Source organism: Pseudomonas sp. MMS21 TM103, from assembly GCF_022132145.1.
GTDB lineage: Bacteria > Pseudomonadota > Gammaproteobacteria > Pseudomonadales > Pseudomonadaceae > Aquipseudomonas.
Genome location: NZ_JAJISP010000001.1, coordinates 212,828 through 232,054 on the forward strand (window position 1 = coordinate 212,828; position 19,227 = coordinate 232,054).

The following is a 19,227-nucleotide window of genomic DNA, read 5'->3' on the forward strand; positions in this document are numbered from 1 at the left end:
GGCTGGGCCAGGCGGCGATCCGCCTTGGCCCAGCGCAGCGATCCGCGGCAGGCGCAGACCACCCCGGCTACAGCACCCTCACCCCGAGCAACCAGGCCGTCGCCAAAGCCCCGACCAGGCAGAGCGCGGCGGCGCCGACTGCCTGCCAATGGAAATACCGCGCCAGTTCGTCTTCGCCGGCATTGGCCAGGATGAACGGCCGCGACTCGGCAGGTTTGCCCAGATGGTGCTGCGCCGGCTGCGTACTCTGCTGACGGTGCCGGTCTTCGGCCTCCAGCTGCGCAGCCAGACGCACGCGGTGCCACTCCTGTTCGTCCAGCTGACCGTTGCGGTCACTGTCGAAACGCTGCAACAGACCACTGAATTCGCCCTTCCACTCACGGATCACGGCGCTCTGCGCCGCCTCCAGATCGCGGGCCTGACGACCGCCGCCACTGCTGCGGAAATCGCCTATGGCATACAGCGGCTGGCCGACCTGCAAGCGCTCCTCGCTGTAGCGATAACGCTTGCCGCTGCCCAACCAGCTGAGCGACCCACTCTTCGCTGACGCCATCGGGTGGCGCAGGTTGCCTTGCCAGACTTCGCGGATCGCCGGGCGAACCTCGGCGCCGCACGGATCGATCAGGCAGTCGCCGGTGCCATCGCGCAAGCGCAGCCAGGCTTCGCTGCTGGCGCTGTCGACCACCCGCCAACTGCGCTTCTTGCCGCTGGACTGGTACTCCTCGATCTTGAAGCGCCACCACAGGCACGCCTTGCCGGTCAGTGGCGCACGCAGTGGCGCATCGGCCAACTCGGCCAGCACGCCATAGAATTCGGCATAGCCCTGGGCCGCCGAACGGATCTTCGAGGTCGGCGTGTCCAGTAGATGGCGCGCCTGAGACCAGCGTTTAAGGCTCCACCAGGCGCCACCGAGAGTCGCGCCGCCGCTGAACAATAGGCTGAGCAATAGCCCTTCGAACGCCACGGCTTAACTGAACAGCGATTTGAGATCGACGTCAGCCTTCTCCGCATCGCTGAACTCCAGCAACTCGCCCGCCTTGAAGGCAAACCCCCGGGCGATCAATACATCTGGGAACTGCTCGATGCGCACGTTGTTCAGGTTGACCGCCTCGTTGTACAGCTCGCGGCGGTCGGCGATGCCGTTTTCCAGGCCACTGATGCGCAGCTGCAGGTGCTGAAAACTGTCATTGGCCTTCAATTGCGGGTAGTTCTCGGCCAGCGCAAAAAGCTGCCCAAGACCAGCACGCAAACCACTCTCGGCCTTGCCCAGCGCACCCAGATCATGCTGCTCGCGGGCACTGGCGACGGCATTGCGCGCGGCAATCACCCGCTCCAGGGTACGGCCCTCGTACTGCATGTACTGCTTGCAGGTTTCCACCAGCTTGGGCAGTTCTTCGTGGCGTTGCTTGAGCAACACATCGATATTCGCCCAGGCCTTGCTCAGCCCGTGCTTCAAACGCACCAGGGCGTTGTAGAGAATCACCGCGTAGGCGGCGATAAGGCTCAGAATCACGAGGACGGCAACAGTGGTTAGACTCATGCGGCTTGCTCCATAACGGCGGCCATGACTGCGAAGGGATGATGGCATTCTAACGGCACCGGCCTGTCGAGACAGAGACCCGGCGCACGAGTTTATGCGATTTAATCGCAATAACCCTTTGCGCAAAATGCAAATCTTTCGCATTATTGTGAAGCTTTGCGTACGCATCTGCGTATAGCCATCTCCTCTATGCAAAGGATTTCTTCATGATTCGTATGCCCCTGGCTTCCGCCGGCTTGCTGGCCATCGCTATTTCCCTCGCCGGCTGCGGCGAAGACAAGGCACCTGTCAGCCAAACCCCAGCACCTGTCGCCAGCACCCCGGCAGCCGCGACCAACCACTTCGACGAAGCCGCTGCCAGCGCCGTGGTCGCCCACTATGCTGACCTGGCTTTGGCCGTATTCAGCGACGCCGCCAGCACCGGCACGGCGCTGCAGACCGCGATCGACGCACTGCTCGCCAACCCGACTGACGCCACCCTGCAAGCCGCTCGCGCCGCCTGGCTGGCTGCACGGGTGCCCTACATGCAGTCCGAGGTCTTCCGCTTCGGCAATGCCGTGGTCGACGACTGGGAAGGCCAACTCAATGCCTGGCCGCTGGACGAAGGTCTGATTGATTACGTGGCGGCCGACTACCAGCATGCCCTGGGCAACCCGGGCGCCACTGCCAACATCATCGCCAACACGCAGATCCAGGTCGGCGAAGACATGCTCGACGTGACCACCATCACCCCGGAACTGCTCGCCAGCCTGAACGAACTGGGTGGCTCCGAAGCCAACGTCGCCACCGGCTACCACGCTATCGAATTCATGCTCTGGGGCCAGGATCTGAATGGCAGCAACCCGGGTGCAGGCGCGCGTCCAGCCACCGACTTCGTGGTCGGCGCAGGCGCCACCGGCGGCAACAACGAGCGCCGCCGCGCCTTCCTCAAGGCCGCCAGCGAACTGCTGGTCAGCGACCTGAAGGAAATGGTCGGCCAATGGCAGGCCGGCGTGGCGGACAACTACCGCGCCAGCCTGCAAGCGGAGTCGGCCGAGAACGGCCTGCGCAAGATGCTCTTCGGCATGGGTAGCCTGTCCCTCGGCGAACTGGCGGGTGAGCGCATGAAGGTCGCCCTGGAAGCCAACTCCACCGAAGACGAGCAAGACTGCTTCAGCGACAACACCCACAACTCGCATTTCTACGATGGCAAAGGCATTCGTAACGTTTACCTGGGCGAATACCTCAGGGCCGACGGCACAATCCTGACCGGCCCGAGCCTGTCCGCGCTGGTGGCCAAGGTGGATGCACAGGCAGACAGCACGCTGCAAGCCGACCTCGCCGCGACTGAAGCCAAATTGCAGGCCCTGGTCGACAGCGCCAATAACGGCCAGCACTTCGACCAACTGATCGCGGCCGACAACGCCGCCGGCCAGCAGATCGTACGCGACGCCATTACCGCCCTGGTCAAACAGACCGACGCCATCGAACAGGTCGCGGGCAAGCTGGGTATCGGCGATCTCAACCCGGAGACTGCCGACCACAGCTTCTAAGTCCGCCAGCCAGCCCGGGTGATCGCACGATCGTCCGGGCTGTTCTGTCTGCGACTTTTCGCCACCAACGCTAACGCAAATCCGTCTTATTTAATCTCAGGCAGCCTGCTAGGCTTGCCTGCCTGATTTTCCTGCCATGGACTCCTGTCGATGCGTGCCCCGCTCCCCCACCTGCTCCTGGGCCTGTTCCTGGGCCTGGCAGGCTGTGATCAGTCACCCCGTTTTACCCAGGCCGAGCCGGGTGAAGCGCTGTCGGCCGGCAATGCCACCGTGTTCAGGCACGACCAGAATGCCTTCTCCCTGCCCTCGGCCAATCTGCCACCCTCACGTCGCCTGGACTTCAGCGTCGGCAACAGCTTTTTCCGCAATCCCTGGGTGATAGCCCCGGCGACCACCATCGCGCGCGACGGCCTGGGGCCGCTGTTCAACACCAACGCCTGCCAGAACTGCCACATCAAGGACGGCCGCGGCCACCCCCCGGCGCCGGATGCCGTTAGCGCCGCCTCCATGCTGGTGCGCCTCTCGCTACCCGCGGGAAACGAGCACGCGGCAATCATCGAGCGCCTGGGCGTTCTGGCCGAACCGACCTACGGCAGCCAACTGCAAGACATGGCCAATCCCGGCGTTGCCCCCGAGGGCAAAGTGCGGGTCAGCTACAGCCTGCACAAGCTGTACTTGGCCGATGGCAGCGCGATTGAGTTGCGCCATCCGCAACTGGACATCAGCCAGCTCGGCTATGGTCCGCTGCATGCCGATACCCGCGTCTCCGCCCGCATCGCCCCGCCGATGATCGGCCTGGGACTGCTCGAAGCCATCCCCGCAGCGGCAATCCTGGCCAATGCCGACCCGGACGACAGCAATGGTGACGGCATCTCCGGGCGCGCCAACCGGGTTTGGGACGATGCCCTGGAGCAAACTGTCCTCGGCCGCTTCGGCTGGAAGGCCGGGCAACCGACGCTCAACCAGCAGAATGCCCACGCCTTCGCCGGCGACATGGGCCTGACCAGCTCATTGATGGCCGCGGACGACTGCACGCCAGCGCAAACCGATTGCCGTACCGCCAACAACGGCGGCGAACCGGAAGTCAGCGACAGCATTCTCGCCAGCGTGCTGTTCTACAGCCGCAACTTGGGGGTGCCGGCGCGGCGCGATGTCGATGCGCCTGCGGTACTCGAGGGCAAGAGCCTGTTCCACCAGGCGGGTTGTCAGCGCTGCCACAGCCCACAATTCACCACCGCCAGCGATGCCGCCGAGCCAGAGCTGGCTGACCAGCTGATTCGTCCCTACACCGACCTGCTGCTACACGACATGGGGGAAGGTTTGGCGGATAACCGCAGCGAATTTCTCGCCACTGGACAAGAATGGCGCACGCCGCCGCTATGGGGCATAGGCCTCACCGAAAGGGTCAGCGGCCACACGCAGTATCTTCACGACGGCCGGGCGCGCAACCTGCTGGAAGCGATTGCCTGGCACGGCGGCGAAGCCGAGACGGCCAAGCAGCAAGTACTGAGTTTTTCCGCCCAGCAGCGTGCCGCGCTGCTGGCTTTCTTGAATTCGCTGTAAGAGGGTGTTTACACAAGTAGCGAGCGATGGCCGGGCTGATTTCAACGCAACAGGGCCAAGCGCAGTAATGTGTAAACACTCGCCAAGGAGCCGCGCATGATCCGTTCACCCATCACCCTCGCCCTGCTGAGCCTGACACTCGCCGCCTGCACGCCCACTGATCCGCAGCAGGGTGTCAGCAGCGCCCTGGCCAACGGCGTACTGCTGCCGGCCTACAGCACCTGGACCGAAACCAACCGACAGCTGGCCAGCAGCGGCCGGGCCTTCTGCGCCGATGAGCAAACCCTGGGCGAGGCACGCCAGGCCTTCCTCACGGCGCAAAGCGCCTGGGCCAGCCTGCAGCCGCTGCTGATCGGCCCGCTGGCCGAGGGCAACCGTGCCTGGCAGGTCCAGTTCTGGCCGGACAAGAAGAATCTGGTGGCGCGCCAGGTCGAAGCACTGCTCAAGAACAAACCCGAGCTGACGCCCGCCGACCTGGATAAATCCAGTGTGGTGGTGCAGGGCCTGACCGCTTACGAATACCTGGTGTACGACTCGGCCATCGACCTCGGCAATGCCGAGCAGAAGACCCGTTACTGCCCCCTCCTGGTCGCTATCGGTCAGCACCAGCAAGCCCTGGCAGCCGACGTACTCGATCGCTGGCAAGCCGAGGACGGGATGGTCGCGCAGCTGCAAGGCTTTCCCAACGAGCGCTACGCCGAGCCTGGCGAAGCCGTAGCCGAGTTGCTGCGCACCCAGGTCAACGCCATCGACGGCCTGAAAAAGAAACTCGGCACCCCACTCGGCCGACAGAGCAAAGGCCAGCCGCAGCCGTATCAGGCCGAGGCGTGGCGCAGCCAGGCCAGCCTGGCCAACCTGGCGGCCGGCCTGGCCAGCGCCGAACGCATCTGGCGCGGCGCCGAGCAGGACGGCTTGCAAGCCCTGCTGAGCAGTGATCAGTCTGCCCTGCAACAGCGCATCGACGCCGCCTACAGCGATACCCGCCAACGCCTTGCCGCCCTGCAACGCCCCCTCGGCGAGCTGCTCGCCGACCCGGCCGGTCGCAGCGAGCTGAACGCGCTGTATGACAGCCTCAATACCTTGCACCGCCTGCATGAAACCGAGCTGGCAAAAACCCTCGGCATCCAGATGGGTTTCAACTCCCACGACGGCGACTAGGAGAACCCTCTGATGAAGCGCAGAGCCTTTCTCGGCCTGACCGGCGCAGCCCTGGCTGCCGGTGCCTTTGCCGGCTGGACCCTGAGCGACACCGGCGCGCAGCCCCTGCTGCTGTCGGCGCGCAACAATGCCGCCGGTAAACACTTTGCAGTGGGTTATCGCCTGGATGGCAGCCAGGTATTCGCCACCCCGGTCAGCGAACGCTGTCACGACGTGGTGCCACACCCCAGCCTGCCGCTGGCGTTGTTCGTCGGCCGCCGGCCCAGCACCCAGAGCTACCTGATCGATACCCGCGACGGCCACCTGCTGCAAACCCTGCACACACCGGCCCAACGGCACTTCTTCGGCCATGCGGTATTCCACCAAGACGGTGAGTGGCTGTACACCACCGAGAACGACACCAGCGATCCCGGCCAGGGGGTGATTGGCGTCTATCGCCTGCAGGCTCTACAACTGCAACGCACTGGCGAACTGTCGAGTCACGGCCTGGGTCCGCACCAACTGCTCTGGCAGGCCGATGGCGAGACCCTGGTGGTGGCTAACGGCGGTATCCGCACCGAAGCCGACAGCCGGGTGGAAATGAACCTCGACACCATGGAGTCCAGCCTGGTCCTGCTCCAGCGCGACGGTACCCTGCTCAGCAAGGAGCAGCTGCCCGAACGCATGAACAGCGTGCGTCACCTGGCGGTCGCCAGCGACGGCACTGTGGTCAGCGGCCAGCAATACATGGGCGAACCCGGCGACGTGGCGCCTCTGCTGGCGATCAAGCGCCCCGGCCAAGCCTTCCAGCCCTTCCCCCTGGCCGAGGCACAACGCCTGGAGATGAACCAGTACACCGCCAGCCTGGCGATCCACGACGACCTGCGCCTGCTGGCGCTGACCGCACCACGCGGCAACCGGGTGTTCATCTGGGACCTGGACAGTGCCGAGTTGCGCCTGGATGCGGCACTACCCGATTGCGCCGGCGTCGGCGCGGTGCCCGAGGGCTTCGTGGTCAGTGCGGGCATTGGCCGCTGTCGCCGCTACGATTGTCGCGGCGAACGGATTCTGACTCAGCCGCTGCAACTGCCGGCAGGCCTTTGGGACAACCACCTGCGCCTGACTTGACCGGCGGCGTTGATGACCAGCCGAAATCTGACGCGGCCAGCATTTAAGAATAGCCGCGCGATGCCGACATCTGACTAACAGTACCCCGCGCTGCGCTCACCGCACATGGAAGTCACATCGCCTCGATATCCTGACAGCCCGGACCCTGACTTCCTTTGCTACGACGAGGCATAGAGCATGTTAAAAAATTCACTACGCGGCCAGATCCTCACCCTCCTGGGTAGCAGCCTGCTGCTGGTTCTGCTGGTCGCACTGGCCAGCTTCAACTTCCTCTCCAATGGCATCGACGCTTACCGCGGGCTGATCAACGGACCTCTGCATGCCTCCCGGCTGGTGGACACTGCCAACGTTGAATTCAAAACCCAGGTTCAGGAGTGGAAGAACGTGCTGCTGCGCGGCAAGAACCCGGCCGACCTGGATAAATACTGGGGACGCTTCCAGGCGCAGGAAAGCAGGGTTCAGGATGTGCTGGGACAACTGCTGGAGGTCGCCGACCGCCAGCAGATTGCCGGGTTGCAACGCCAGGTCGAGCAACTGCGCAACGAACACCAGAGCATGGGGCGTGCCTACCGCCAGGGCTATGACGCCTTTGTCGCGGCGGGTGCCGACCCGAGCGCGGGCGATGCAGCAGTCAAAGGCATCGACCGGGCGGCCAGCGAGCAGATGAGCGCATTGGTGCAACAGCTGGGCGAGCAAGGGCTGACCCAGGCGGCGACGATCAGCGCCGCGGCCGATCGCACCCTGCAAATCGGTTTGGCGGTCATGCTGCTGTCCAGCCTGGCGGTAGGGCTGTTCAGCCTGTGGCTGGTCAATCGCAACCTGATCAACCCGATTCGCGAGCTGATCAAGCACATTACCCAGCTCAGCCACGGCAACTTCGGCCAGCAGGTCGATACCAGCCGTCACGACGAGCTCGGCCACCTGGCCGTGGCCGCCAACACCTTGCGTGATTTTCTCGCCGACACCTTCGCCCGCCTGCAGCGCAGCACCACCAACCTGGACAACGCCAGCGGCGACCTGAACACCATCGCGACACTGATGGCCCAAGGCACCCGCGATCAATTCTCGCGCACCGACCAGGCAGCCACGGCGATGAACCAGATGTCCGCCACCGCCCAGGAAGTCGCGCGCCATGCCGCCGAGGCCGCGAACGCGGCGGACGACGCCGACCGTTCCGCGCAACAGGGCGGACAGGTCATGCAGTCGACGATCACCTCTATCACCGCAATGCGCGGCGAGATTGCCAACACCGCCGAGGTGCTCCGTCGCCTGGAAACTGACAGCGGGCGCATCGGCAAGGTACTCGAAGTGATCCGCGGGATTGCCGAGCAGACCAACCTGCTCGCCCTCAACGCCGCCATCGAGGCCGCGCGGGCAGGCGAAGCCGGCCGGGGCTTCGCCGTGGTCGCCGATGAAGTGCGCACCCTGGCCCAGCGCACCGCCGAATCCACCGCCGAGATTCACCAGATCATCGACACGGTGCAGACCGGCGCGGTGAATGCCGTGCGCGCCATCGAGAGCGGCCAGAGCCGCAGTGACGAAGGCGTCGAACAGGTTACCGAAGCCGGCGTCATGCTGCAGCGCATCACCCAGGCAGTGGAAGCGATCCGCGACATGAATCGGCAGATCGCCACGGCCGCTGAGGAGCAGACCTCGGTGGCCGAAGATATCTCGCGCAACCTCACCGAGATCACCGCAATCGCTACCACCAACCAGGAAAACGTCCAGCGCACCGAAGCCGCCAGCCAGAACCTGAACGCGCTATCCAGCCAGCTCAGCGAAGTCACCCAACGCCTGAGCGCCTAACCCCAGTCCCTGCCCCGCTCAAGTGCGCTCACCGGTATTCAGCTCGCCCGTTATAAGCACCGGTCTCGACCGTGCGACGAGGCGCCAGCATGCCCAAGCACCTGGCTGGCACAGCAGTGCAACAGCCAAGGAGTGCCCGGCAGTTGATTGCAAAAAGCGGCGTTTTGACTTGTTTCGGCCGGAGTACTAAGGTGCCCTCTAGCCTATTCCCAGGTCCAATCTGTCTCGCCAAGGAACCGGAATATGTTGCTCCGCCGCATGTTGATCATGCTGGGCGTGGTTGCCCTCGTGGTGCTCGCCCTCGCCGCCTATAAAGGCCTGGCCATCTACCAGGAAGTCCAGCAATTTGCCGCCCCGCGGCCGCCGATCAGTGTCAATGCGGCAGAAGCCGTCGAGCGGCCCTGGCAGAGCCGCCTATCGGCCATAGGTACGCTGAAGGCCTTCCAGGGTATCGATCTGACTGTCGAAGTCGCCGGCATCGCGCGCGATGTGCTGTTCCAATCCGGCGAGAAGGTCAGTCTCGACCAACCGTTGATCCAGATGGACAACGAGGTGGAACAGGCCAGCCTGGGCACCGCCCTGGCCGAACTGGGCCTGGCGCGGGTCGAGTACCAACGCGGCCGCAACCTGGTCAACCGCCAGGCCATTTCCAGGAGCGAATTTGATCGGCTCTCCGCTGAACTGCAGAAAGCCAATGCCAGCGTCGCCCAACTGCAAGCCACCCTGGCCAAGAAGCGCATCCTCGCGCCATTCGCCGGCACTATCGGCATCCGCCAGATCGACGTCGGCGACTACCTGGAATCCGGCACCACTATTGCCACCCTGCAGGACCTGTCGAACCTGTTCGTCGACTTCTTCCTGCCGGAACAGAACGTGCCGCAATTGGCTATCGGCCAAGGTGTGCGCGTCCAGGTAGCGGCCTATCCCGACGAGGTGTTCGACGGTCAGGTCGTTGCGCTCAACCCCAAGGTCGAGGCGACCACGCGCAACCTGCTGGTGCGCGCCCGGCTGGCTAACCCGGACGAAAAGCTGTTGCCCGGCATGTTCGCCAACCTGCAGGTGCTGCTCGGCGACGAGACACCGCAGGTGCTGGTGCCGGAAACCGCCATCACCTACACCCTGTACGGCAATTCGGTGTACGTGATCGAAGCACAGCCTGCCGGTGAAGCCAGCCCGGCCAACGCCGCCGACGGTCAACCGATCCTGCAGGTCGAGCGCCGCTTCATCGAGACGGGCGAACGCCGCGAAGGCCAGGTGGTGATTCTCAAGGGCCTGCAGGCCGGCGAACAAGTGGTCAGCGCTGGCCAGCTCAAGCTGGATAACGGCGCCCGTGTAGTGATCGTCGCCGGTGCCGTCGAAACCGCCGAATAGCACAATCCAGCAAGCCGCGCAGGGCGCGGCTGGCGTAAAGGAACTGCCCCATGGCTTTGACCGATCCCTTTATCCGTCGCCCGGTGCTGGCGACCGTGGTCAGCCTGCTGATCATCCTGCTTGGCCTGCAGGCCTTCGACAAACTGACCATCCGCCAGTACCCGCAGATGGAGAACGCCCTGATCACGGTCACCACCGCCTACCCGGGCGCCAATGCCGAGACCATCCAGGGCTACATCACCCAGCCCCTGCAACAGAGCCTGGCCAGCGCCGAAGGCATCGACTACATGACTTCGGTGAGCCGGCAGAACGTCTCGACCGTATCCATCTATGCCCGCATCGGCGCCGACAGCGATCGCCTGTTCACCGAGCTGCTGGCCAAGGCCAACGAGGTGAAGAACCGGCTGCCGCAGGACGCCGAAGACCCGGTGCTGAGCAAGCAGGCGGCTGACGCCTCGGCGCTGATGTACATCAGTTTCTACAGTGATGAACTGTCCAACCCACAGATCACCGACTACCTGTCGCGGGTCATCCAGCCCAAGCTCGCGACCCTGCCGGGCATGGCCGAAGCCGAAATCCTCGGCAATCAGGTGTTCGCCATGCGCCTGTGGCTCGACCCGCTGAAGATGGCCGCCTACCAACTGACCGCCAGTGACGTCAACGCTGCGGTGCGCCAGTACAACTTCCTCGCCGCCGCTGGCGAAGTCCAGGGCGAATACGTGGTCACCAGCATCAATGCCGAAACCGACCTGAAATCCCCCGATGCCTTCGCCGCCATCCCGCTGAAAACCCTCGGCGACGGCCGGGTGCTACTCGGCGATGTGGCACGGGTGGAGATGGGCGCACAGAGCTACGACGCAATCAGCTCCTTCGATGGTACGCCCTCGGTCTATATCGCCATCAAGGGCACGCCGAGCGCCAACCCGCTGGACGTGATCAAGGAAGTCCGCAAGATCATGCCCGAGATTGAGGCGCAGCTTCCGCCCAGCCTCCAGGTGTCCATCGCCTACGACGCCACCCTGTTCATCCAGGTGTCCATCGATGAGGTGGTGAAAACGCTGCTTGAGGCGGTGCTGATCGTCATCGTCGTGGTGTTCCTGTTCCTCGGCGCGTTGCGCTCGGTGCTGATCCCGGTGATCACCATTCCGTTGTCGATGATCGGCGTGCTGTTCTTCATGCAACTGATGGGCTACTCGATCAACCTACTGACCTTGCTGGCCATGGTGCTGGCCATCGGCCTGGTGGTGGACGACGCCATTGTCGTGGTGGAGAACATCCACCGGCATATCGAGCAAGGCAAGACACCCTTCGCAGCCGCCATCGAAGGCGCCCGCGAGATAGCCATGCCGGTGGTGTCGATGACCATCACCCTGGCAGCGGTTTATGCGCCGATCGGCTTCCTCGAAGGCCTGACCGGGGCCCTGTTCAAGGAATTCGCCCTGACCCTGGCCGGCGCGGTGATCATCTCCGGCATCGTCGCCCTGACCCTGTCGCCGATGATGTGCGCCAAGCTGCTGCGCCACGACGAAAACCCCAGCGGTCTGGCCCATCGTCTCGATGTGCTGTTCGCGCGGCTCAAGCGGCGCTACCAGCACACCCTGCACGGCACCCTGGACACTCGCCCGGTGGTGCTGGTGTTCGCCCTGATCGTGCTGTGCCTGATTCCGCTGCTGCTGATGTTCACCAAGAGCGAACTGGCGCCCGACGAAGACCGGGGCATCGTCTTTCTCATGAGCAATGCACCGCAACCGACCAACCTCCAGTACCTGAATCGCTATACCGATGAGTTCGTCGAGATTTTCAAGGAGTTCCCCGAGTACTACTCCTCGTTCCAGATCAACGGGTTCAACGGCGTGCAATCGGGTATCGGCGGTTTCTTGCTGACCCCCTGGAACGAGCGCGAGCGTACCCAGATGGAGATCCTGCCGCAGGTGCAGGCGCGCCTCAGCCAGGTCGCCGGCCTGCAGATCTTCGGCTTCAACCTGCCGTCCCTGCCGGGTACCGGCAGCGGTTTGCCCTTCCAGTTCGTGATCAATACGCCGAACGATTACGAGTCGCTGCTGCAGGTTACCGAGCGGGTCAAGCAACGTGCCCTGGCCTCTGGCAAGTTCGCCTTCCTCGACATCGACCTGGCCTTCGACAAGCCCGAGGTGGTGGTCGACATCGACCGCGCCAAGGCGGCGCAGATGGGCGTGTCCATGGAGGATATCGGCCAGACCTTGGCCACCCTGCTCGGCGAGGGCGAGATCAACCGTTTCACCATCGATGGCCGCAGCTATAAGGTGATCGCCCAGGTCGAGCGCGCCTACCGCGATAACCCGGACTGGCTCGGTAGCTATCAGGTGAAGAGCGAAAGTGGCGAGATGCTGCCGTTATCGACCCTGATCACGGTGAGCGACCGTGCGCGCCCAACCCAGCTGAACCAGTTCCAGCAACTCAACTCGGCGATCATCCAGGGCATGCCTGTCGTCAGCATGGGTGAAGCGATCGCCACCGTGCAGCAGATCATGGCCGAAGAGGCTCCGGCCGGCTTCGCCGCCGACTATGCCGGTACTGCACGTCAGTTCATTCAGGAGGGCAGCGCCCTGTATGCCACCTTCGGCCTGGCCCTGGCGCTGATCTTTCTGGTACTGGCGGCGCAGTTCGAGAGCTTCCGCGATCCGCTGGTGATCCTGGTAACGGTGCCGCTGTCGATCTGTGGGGCGCTGATCCCGCTGTTCCTCGGCTTCTCCAGCATGAACATCTACACCCAGGTGGGCCTGGTGACGCTGATCGGCCTGATCACCAAGCATGGCATTCTGATCGTCGAGTTCGCCAACCAGCTACGCCGCAGCCAGGGCATGTCACGCCGCGCCGCAGTCGAGGAGGCGGCGGCGATTCGCCTGCGGCCGGTGCTGATGACCACCGCCGCCATGGTCTTCGCCATGATTCCACTGATCTTCGCCACCGGCGCCGGTGCGGTGAGTCGTTTCGACATCGGCCTGGTGATCGCCACCGGCATGACGATCGGCACCCTGTTCACCCTGTTCGTCCTGCCCTGCGTCTACAGCCTGCTGGCCAAGCCGGACGCAGAGCCTGCTGCGGTGTCGGCAGCCGTAAGCGGGGACGCGAGCCGGGGGTGATGCCCGGACTATTGGCGCTCGTGCGACTGGCGATATCAGCGCTGCAATGACAACAAGCCGATTGAACAGCCAGATAACCTGGTCAACAGAAAAAGAAATGCCATGCACTCGACTCGAGTGCACGGCATTGGCATGACCGTAGGATTTGTCAGGCGGACCGCTCGCTCACTTCTGCCCGGCCAGACTCTGCGACAGGCTGAACATGAACAGCAGCAAATCCTTATCCGGAGCGAGCTGTTGCGTCGCCATGCTGGCCTTGCGTGGCAGTGGGCAGTGCTCCGGGCCACCGGCACTACCCAGCATGACCGGGCCTGGCTCATGCCAGGCGGCCGCAGCCAATGAAGCCACGCCCAGCGCCGCGACGAGAAAAAAACCTCTAGCAATTTCTAACTTCATGATCGCAACCCCTTGATAGCGCTGCCAAACGCTTGCTGGTAAAGGTAGACCAGCCGCTCCCAATCACCAGCACTCCACGACGAATGGCGCTGAAGCTGCAGCATGTCGTGACGGGCGGCCTGCAACTTACTGATACGCCGCCGGCTTTTCTCCAGATCCAGCAAGGCCGTTTCGACCTCGACCCGCTCACCCACCTGCTCGACTCGCACGAACAGATGCTTTTGATAGAGGGAACCATGCTGCCAGCCCGCCCGATGAAACCGCGCCAGCATATCGGCCACTTGCGCCAGCAATTGCTCGTTCACCGCCTTGCCGAAACGCTCACGGCCACCCTCGGCATACCAGTGATCGAGCTGCTGAAAACCCTTGAGTGCCTCTGTCACCAGCAAACCGCGCCAGAGCCCGGCAGCATCGCGCTGCACGTCGCAATAGAACAGCTTCGCCGCCTTGACGCCAAGCAGCGGCAGGGCCAACAAGGCGTCGCGCTCGCGCAACACCGTGGGTCGTCCAAAGGGGTAACGCAGGCTGCGATAGACGTGCCCGACCTGGCGCTTGGCATAGAGCACTCGGCCATTGTCCTGATACAGACGCTGCACGCCGCTCTCGCCACCGCGCCGATGATTCGGTTCTTCGACCCATTCACCCTGCTGTTGCCACCACGTTTCGAACGCCAGCGCTGCTGTCATTTCATCCGCCTGTAAGCCAAACCTCAAGCTGACCGCACGCGGCCAGTAGACTGAGTCAGTCACCGTCAGTAACAGATAATCGGGTATGTAACCCCCGCCCATCTCTGTGCGTCATCGCCCCAAGCTGACACGGCCCAGCCTGCATGGCCGCAGCGACCCGTGGTTTTGCACTTATACCGGGACTGGAACTCCTAGCAAATTCCGCACCATAGCAAGGCACGCGTAGGCGTCAGGCGTTGAATCGTACCGCCCAGACAAGCGCTTCCAGATTGCACCGACGCGCACCCAGGCGATGAAACACAGCAAGCAATAGGCCGCGTCAGGGTAAATCGGCATGCCGCAGATAACCGAGGGCATCACCGCAAAAAACCAGCTGGCGCGAACCCGCCATGACCAGCACAACCGGCTTTATCTGGCGCACCAATAAAAAAACCCGCGCCGAGGCGCGGGTTTTTTCAAGGACTGCTGAGGAGCAGGCTGGCTTACATCATGCCGCCCATGCCACCCATGCCGCCCATACCGCCCATGTCCGGCATGCCGCCGGCCGCCTTGTCGTCGACAACCTCGGCGATCATCGCTTCGGTGGTGATCATCAGGCTGGCGATCGAGGAAGCCGCCTGCAACGCCGAACGAGTTACTTTGGCCGGATCGAGAATACCCATCTCGATCATGTCGCCGTATTCGCCAGTGGCTGCGTTGTAACCGTAGTTACCCGAACCTTGCTTGACCTTGTCGACCACTACACTCGGCTCGTCGCCGGAGTTGGCAACGATCTGGCGCAGTGGCGCTTCGACGGCGCGACGCAGCAGAGCAATACCAACGTTCTGGTCGGCATTCTCGCCTTTCAGCTCGCTGATGGCCTGCAGGGCACGTACCAGGGCAACACCGCCGCCAGGTACAACGCCTTCTTCAACGGCTGCACGGGTGGCGTGCAGGGCGTCTTCAACGCGGGCTTTCTTCTCTTTCATTTCCACTTCGGAACCAGCGCCGACCTTGATAACGGCAACACCGCCAGCCAGTTTGGCCAGACGCTCTTGCAGCTTCTCTTTGTCGTAGTCGGACGAGGTGTCTTCGACCTGCTTGCGGATCTGGGCAACACGCGCCTGGATATCGGCTTGCACGCCAGCGCCGTCGATGACGGTGGTGTTTTCCTTGCTGAGGATGACGCGCTTGGCATTACCCAGGTGTTCCAGGGTGGCGCTTTCCAGGCTCAGACCAACTTCTTCGGAAATTACGGTACCGCCGGTGAGGATGGCGATGTCCTGCAGCATGGCCTTGCGACGATCGCCGAAGCCCGGTGCCTTGACGGCAGCAACCTTGACGATACCGCGCATGTTGTTCACTACCAGGGTAGCCAGGGCTTCGCCTTCAACGTCTTCGGCAACGATCAGCAGCGGACGGCCGGCTTTGGCTACGGCTTCCAGTACTGGCAGCATTTCGCGAATGTTGGAGATCTTCTTGTCGACCAACAGGATCAACGGGCCGTCGAGTTCAGCGACCATGGTGTCCGGCTTGTTGATGAAGTACGGCGACAGGTAGCCACGGTCGAACTGCATGCCTTCTACAACCGACAGTTCGTTTTCCAGGCCCGAGCCTTCTTCAACGGTGATCACGCCTTCTTTACCGACTTTGCCCATCGCTTCGGCAATGATGTCGCCGATGGAGGTGTCGGAGTTGGCAGAGATGGTACCGACCTGGGCAATCGCCTTGCTGTCGGAGCACGGCTTGGATTGAGCTTTCAGCTGAGCAACGATGGCGATGGTCGCCTTGTCGATGCCGCGCTTGAGATCCATCGGGTTCATGCCGGCAGCGACGGCTTTCAGGCCTTCGTTGACAATCGACTGAGCCAGTACGGTGGCGGTGGTGGTGCCATCACCAGCGTCATCGTTGGCACGCGAAGCCACGTCTTTGACCAGCTGGGCGCCCATGTTCTCGAAGCGATCTTTCAGTTCGATTTCTTTGGCAACGGAAACGCCGTCCTTGGTGATGGTCGGAGCGCCGAAGCTCTTCTCGATGATCACGTTACGGCCTTTTGGCCCGAGGGTCGCTTTAACGGCGTCAGCCAGGACGTTTACACCGGCGAGCATTTTCTTGCGGGCGGAGTCGCCGAACTTAACTTCTTTAGCAGCCATGATGGATATTCCTCAAAATTCGTTTTGGTGGAGCGCGATACGTTGTGGCGGAGACGGAAATCAGGCTTCGACAACGGCCAGGATTTCGCTCTCGCTCATGACCAACAGCTCTTCGCCATCGACCTTGATGGCATTGCTGCCGGAGTAAGGACCAAACACTACCTTGTCACCAACTTTCACGGCCAGCGGGCGCACTTCACCGCTGTCCAGCACGCGACCAGTGCCTACAGCGACGATTTCGCCCTGGTTCGGCTTCTCGGCAGCGGAACCCGGCAGCACGATGCCGCCTGCGGTTTTGGTTTCTTCTTCGCTGCGACGGATCACGACGCGGTCATGCAAAGGACGAAGCTTCATTGTCGATCTCTCCCAAATAGGTTGTTTACATCAGCTGGCGTTCACACCAGCAGGTTGGCAAAGTCCGGCGGGGCCGGTTGCGTTGCACCGAAGTGCGACGCGGAAGTCTGTTCTGCCGAAACCAGCAGAAAACCTTGCGGTGACCGCTACATAAGGGCGCACAAGGGGATTTCAAGGGTTAGCGATGTTTTTTTTGCTATTGAGGGATGCCAACGACGCTGTCTCGACACTGGCCAGACAAGCGAAAATGCCACGCACAGGCCAGCCCCAAGCCCTGGCGTGGCACTGGGTCCTGTACAAGCATGTCAGTCGTGACGCTTGTACTCACCTTCCAGCACATTTGGCTGACCTGCACCCGGCCGGGTTTGCCCGGAGCGTGCCGCCAGATCATCGGCAAAGGCCCGCTGCCGCATGGCTTGCTCGGCCGCCCGCAGGCGAATCTTGTTGACCAGCAAGCGCCGGATGAAGGGGATCAGGCACAGCGCACCGACTATGTCGCTGATAAAACCCGGCAACAGCAGCAGACCGCCACCAACGGCAATCAGCAAGCCTTCGAGCATTTCCTGTTCGGGCAACTCGCCCCGTGCCAGCTTCTCGCGCGCGCGCCAGGCGGTGGCCACTCCGGCAACCCGCAGCAGAATGCCGCCCGCAATAGCCGTACCGATAACCAGCAACACCGTCGGCAGTACGCCAATCGCACTGCCGACCTGGATCAGTAGCGTCAGCTCGATGATCGGGAACAACAAGAATAAAAACAGAAAAACACGCATCAAGGATTCCTTAACGGAAGAACGGCTTCCAATAAGCTAGAAGTATGGGGCATTGCGCTGAATTCAAGCTGAAACGGCACCATCGGTCGGCCAGACTTCTGCCCGAGCCAGCTGAACAAAGGCCTGGCGCACCTCGCCGGGTGTGCTGCAGGGCGTTGGAAAGGCCAGCCAATACACGCCTTGGCCGATGCGCAGATGGAAACCTTCACTGTCGATGCCCACCAGTTCGGCTGGCACCTGGGACGGCAAGCCGGTCAGCGCGACATAATGGCCGATGGCACTGGCGTGGTCACGGTTCATATGTTCCAGCATGCCCTGCTCGCTTTCACCAGCATCGACTGTCGCCGCAAACGGGTTGCTCAGCGCCACTTGCTCCAGCCAGTGAATCGCGCCGAAACCGCCGATGTAGCGCCATCGCACCGGCGCCAGCACCCAGAAGTCGAAATCATGGGCGCGGTGATAATTCTGTGATTCGGGGAAATAGCGGTAATAACGCCGAGCGGCCGCCTCGACTGCGGCCTGGTCACACAATTGTCGTGCTTCGGCGAGTAGCGTGAGGCGACCGACCGCCTGCACGTCTTCGGCGCCACGCTCACCGACAAACAGCGAGCACTTGGCATCCTGCTTGAGGTTATGGGTGTGCTGGGCGATACGGCTGATCAGGATCAACGGCCGGCCCTGAGCGTCCAGGCAGTAGGGCACCACTGATCCGAAAGGAAAGCCCGGCATGGCCTTCGAATGAGTCGAGAGCACCCCTCGGTATTCCTTGAGAAGCAATTCTCGGGCATGCTTAGCGGCTTTCACGCTCACCTTATGACTCCTTGCAAAGAATCCGTCACAAACGGACAGGCGCCCTAGAATAGCTGTTACAGCGCGCCAGCGGGGCTACACGACACACCTTGAGGGGAAACGCGATGCAACTCAAAGACAAAGTTATCATCATCACCGGCGGCTGCCAGGGTCTGGGCCGCGCCATGGGCGAATACCTGGCGGAGAAAGGCGTGAAACTGGCGCTGGTCGATCTCAACCAGGAAAAACTCGACGAAGCCGTAGCCGCCTGCAAGGCCCTTGGCGCCGAGGCGCGCGCCTACCTGTGCAACGTGGCCAACGAAGAGCAGGTGACTCACATGGTCGCCCAGGTCGCCGAAGATTTCGGTGCGATCAATGGTCTGATCAACAACGCGGGCATCCTGCGTGACGGCCTGACCATCAAGGTCAAAGACGGCGAAATGAGCAAGATGAGCCTGGCCCAGTGGCAGTCGGTGATCGACGTCAACCTGACCGGCGTATTCCTCTGCACCCGTGAAGTGGCGGCGAAGATGATCGAGCTGAAGGATCAGGGCGCGATCGTCAACATCTCCTCCATCTCCCGGGCCGGCAACATGGGCCAGGCCAACTATTCCGCGGCCAAGGCCGGCGTCGCCGCCGATACCGTGGTCTGGGCCAAGGAACTGGCGCGTTACGGCATTCGTGTGGCCGGCGTGGCGCCGGGCTTCATCGAAACCGAGATGACCCTGAGCATGAAACCGGAAGCGCTGGAGAAAATGACCCTGGGCATCCCATTGCGGCGCATGGGTAAACCGGCCGAAATCGCCCATTCGGTGGCCTACATCCTCGAGAACGACTACTACACCGGTCGCATCCTCGAGCTGGATGGCGGCCTGCGCCTGTAACTCCAGTAATCGTCCGG

At 62.7% G+C, this 19,227-nt stretch carries 16 protein-coding genes and 1 pseudogene; 9 read left to right on the forward strand and 8 right to left on the reverse strand.

Annotated elements, in window-relative coordinates:
* Positions 1–67: 67 nt before the first annotated feature.
* Positions 68–946, reverse strand: coding sequence for an E3 ubiquitin ligase family protein (locus tag LJY18_RS01025; RefSeq protein WP_238039876.1), 879 nt, complete (start codon positions 944–946; stop codon positions 68–70).
* A gap of 21 nt (positions 947–967) precedes the next feature.
* Complete coding sequence (locus tag LJY18_RS01030; protein WP_238039877.1) at positions 968–1,540, reverse strand: LemA family protein; 573 nt, start codon at positions 1,538–1,540, stop codon at positions 968–970.
* Positions 1,541–1,746: 206 nt separating this feature from the next.
* Here LJY18_RS01030 and LJY18_RS01035 point away from each other — a divergent pair, with 206 nt between their 5' ends.
* The 8 genes and pseudogenes from LJY18_RS01035 to LJY18_RS01065 all read left to right on the forward strand — a co-directional run bounded on the left by LJY18_RS01035 (position 1,747) and on the right by LJY18_RS01065 (position 13,199).
* Positions 1,747–3,072: an imelysin family protein gene (locus LJY18_RS01035; protein ID WP_238039878.1), complete on the forward strand. Its 1,326-nt coding sequence runs from the start codon at positions 1,747–1,749 to the stop codon at positions 3,070–3,072.
* 150 nt (positions 3,073–3,222) lie between these two features.
* Positions 3,223–4,635: a di-heme oxidoreductase family protein gene (locus LJY18_RS01040; RefSeq protein WP_238039879.1), complete on the forward strand. Its 1,413-nt coding sequence runs from the start codon at positions 3,223–3,225 to the stop codon at positions 4,633–4,635.
* Positions 4,636–4,731: 96 nt separating this feature from the next.
* Complete coding sequence (locus LJY18_RS01045; protein WP_238039880.1) at positions 4,732–5,793, forward strand: imelysin family protein; 1,062 nt, start codon at positions 4,732–4,734, stop codon at positions 5,791–5,793.
* Positions 5,794–5,805: 12 nt separating this feature from the next.
* Positions 5,806–6,900, forward strand: a complete 1,095-nt coding sequence (locus LJY18_RS01050) for a DUF1513 domain-containing protein (RefSeq protein WP_238039881.1) — start codon at positions 5,806–5,808, stop codon at positions 6,898–6,900.
* A gap of 762 nt (positions 6,901–7,662) precedes the next feature.
* Positions 7,663–7,773, forward strand: a pseudogene (locus tag LJY18_RS22610) (hypothetical protein); the annotation flags it as partial.
* A gap of 228 nt (positions 7,774–8,001) precedes the next feature.
* Positions 8,002–8,706 carry a methyl-accepting chemotaxis protein gene (locus LJY18_RS22615; protein ID WP_372866660.1) on the forward strand — a complete coding sequence of 235 codons (705 nt, stop codon included), beginning with the start codon at positions 8,002–8,004 and terminating at the stop codon, positions 8,704–8,706.
* Between the two features lie 243 nt (positions 8,707–8,949).
* A complete protein-coding gene (locus LJY18_RS01060; RefSeq protein WP_238039884.1) occupies positions 8,950–10,077 on the forward strand; it encodes an efflux RND transporter periplasmic adaptor subunit in 1,128 nt (375 codons plus the stop codon).
* A gap of 50 nt (positions 10,078–10,127) precedes the next feature.
* The gene (locus LJY18_RS01065; RefSeq protein WP_238039886.1) at positions 10,128–13,199 is read left to right on the forward strand and encodes a multidrug efflux RND transporter permease subunit; all 3,072 of its coding nucleotides are present in this window, start codon (positions 10,128–10,130) and stop codon (positions 13,197–13,199) included.
* A gap of 165 nt (positions 13,200–13,364) precedes the next feature.
* Here the strand turns inward: LJY18_RS01065 and LJY18_RS01070 are convergent, their stop codons facing one another.
* The 6 genes from LJY18_RS01070 to LJY18_RS01095 all read right to left on the reverse strand — a co-directional run bounded on the left by LJY18_RS01070 (position 13,365) and on the right by LJY18_RS01095 (position 18,347).
* Positions 13,365–13,595 carry a hypothetical protein gene (locus LJY18_RS01070; protein ID WP_238039887.1) on the reverse strand — a complete coding sequence of 77 codons (231 nt, stop codon included), beginning with the start codon at positions 13,593–13,595 and terminating at the stop codon, positions 13,365–13,367.
* Positions 13,592–14,281 (reverse strand): lipopolysaccharide kinase InaA family protein, encoded by a 690-nt coding sequence (locus LJY18_RS01075; protein ID WP_238039888.1) that lies wholly within the window; start codon positions 14,279–14,281, stop codon positions 13,592–13,594. Before LJY18_RS01075 ends, LJY18_RS01070 begins: the two co-directional genes overlap by 4 nt.
* Positions 14,282–14,763: 482 nt before the next feature.
* Positions 14,764–16,413: a chaperonin GroEL gene (gene groL / locus LJY18_RS01080; RefSeq protein WP_238039890.1), complete on the reverse strand. Its 1,650-nt coding sequence runs from the start codon at positions 16,411–16,413 to the stop codon at positions 14,764–14,766.
* 60 nt (positions 16,414–16,473) lie between these two features.
* A complete protein-coding gene (locus LJY18_RS01085) occupies positions 16,474–16,767 on the reverse strand; it encodes a co-chaperone GroES (RefSeq protein ID WP_238039892.1) in 294 nt (97 codons plus the stop codon).
* Between the two features lie 305 nt (positions 16,768–17,072).
* The gene (locus LJY18_RS01090) at positions 17,073–17,537 is read right to left on the reverse strand and encodes an FxsA family protein (protein ID WP_238039893.1); all 465 of its coding nucleotides are present in this window, start codon (positions 17,535–17,537) and stop codon (positions 17,073–17,075) included.
* A gap of 63 nt (positions 17,538–17,600) precedes the next feature.
* Positions 17,601–18,347 carry a HugZ family pyridoxamine 5'-phosphate oxidase gene (locus tag LJY18_RS01095; protein WP_238039895.1) on the reverse strand — a complete coding sequence of 249 codons (747 nt, stop codon included), beginning with the start codon at positions 18,345–18,347 and terminating at the stop codon, positions 17,601–17,603.
* A 104-nt stretch (positions 18,348–18,451) separates the two neighbouring features.
* On the opposite strand from LJY18_RS01095, the gene LJY18_RS01100 reads away from it, so the two are divergent.
* Positions 18,452–19,210: an SDR family oxidoreductase gene (locus LJY18_RS01100; protein WP_238039896.1), complete on the forward strand. Its 759-nt coding sequence runs from the start codon at positions 18,452–18,454 to the stop codon at positions 19,208–19,210.
* Positions 19,211–19,227: the final 17 nt, after the last annotated feature.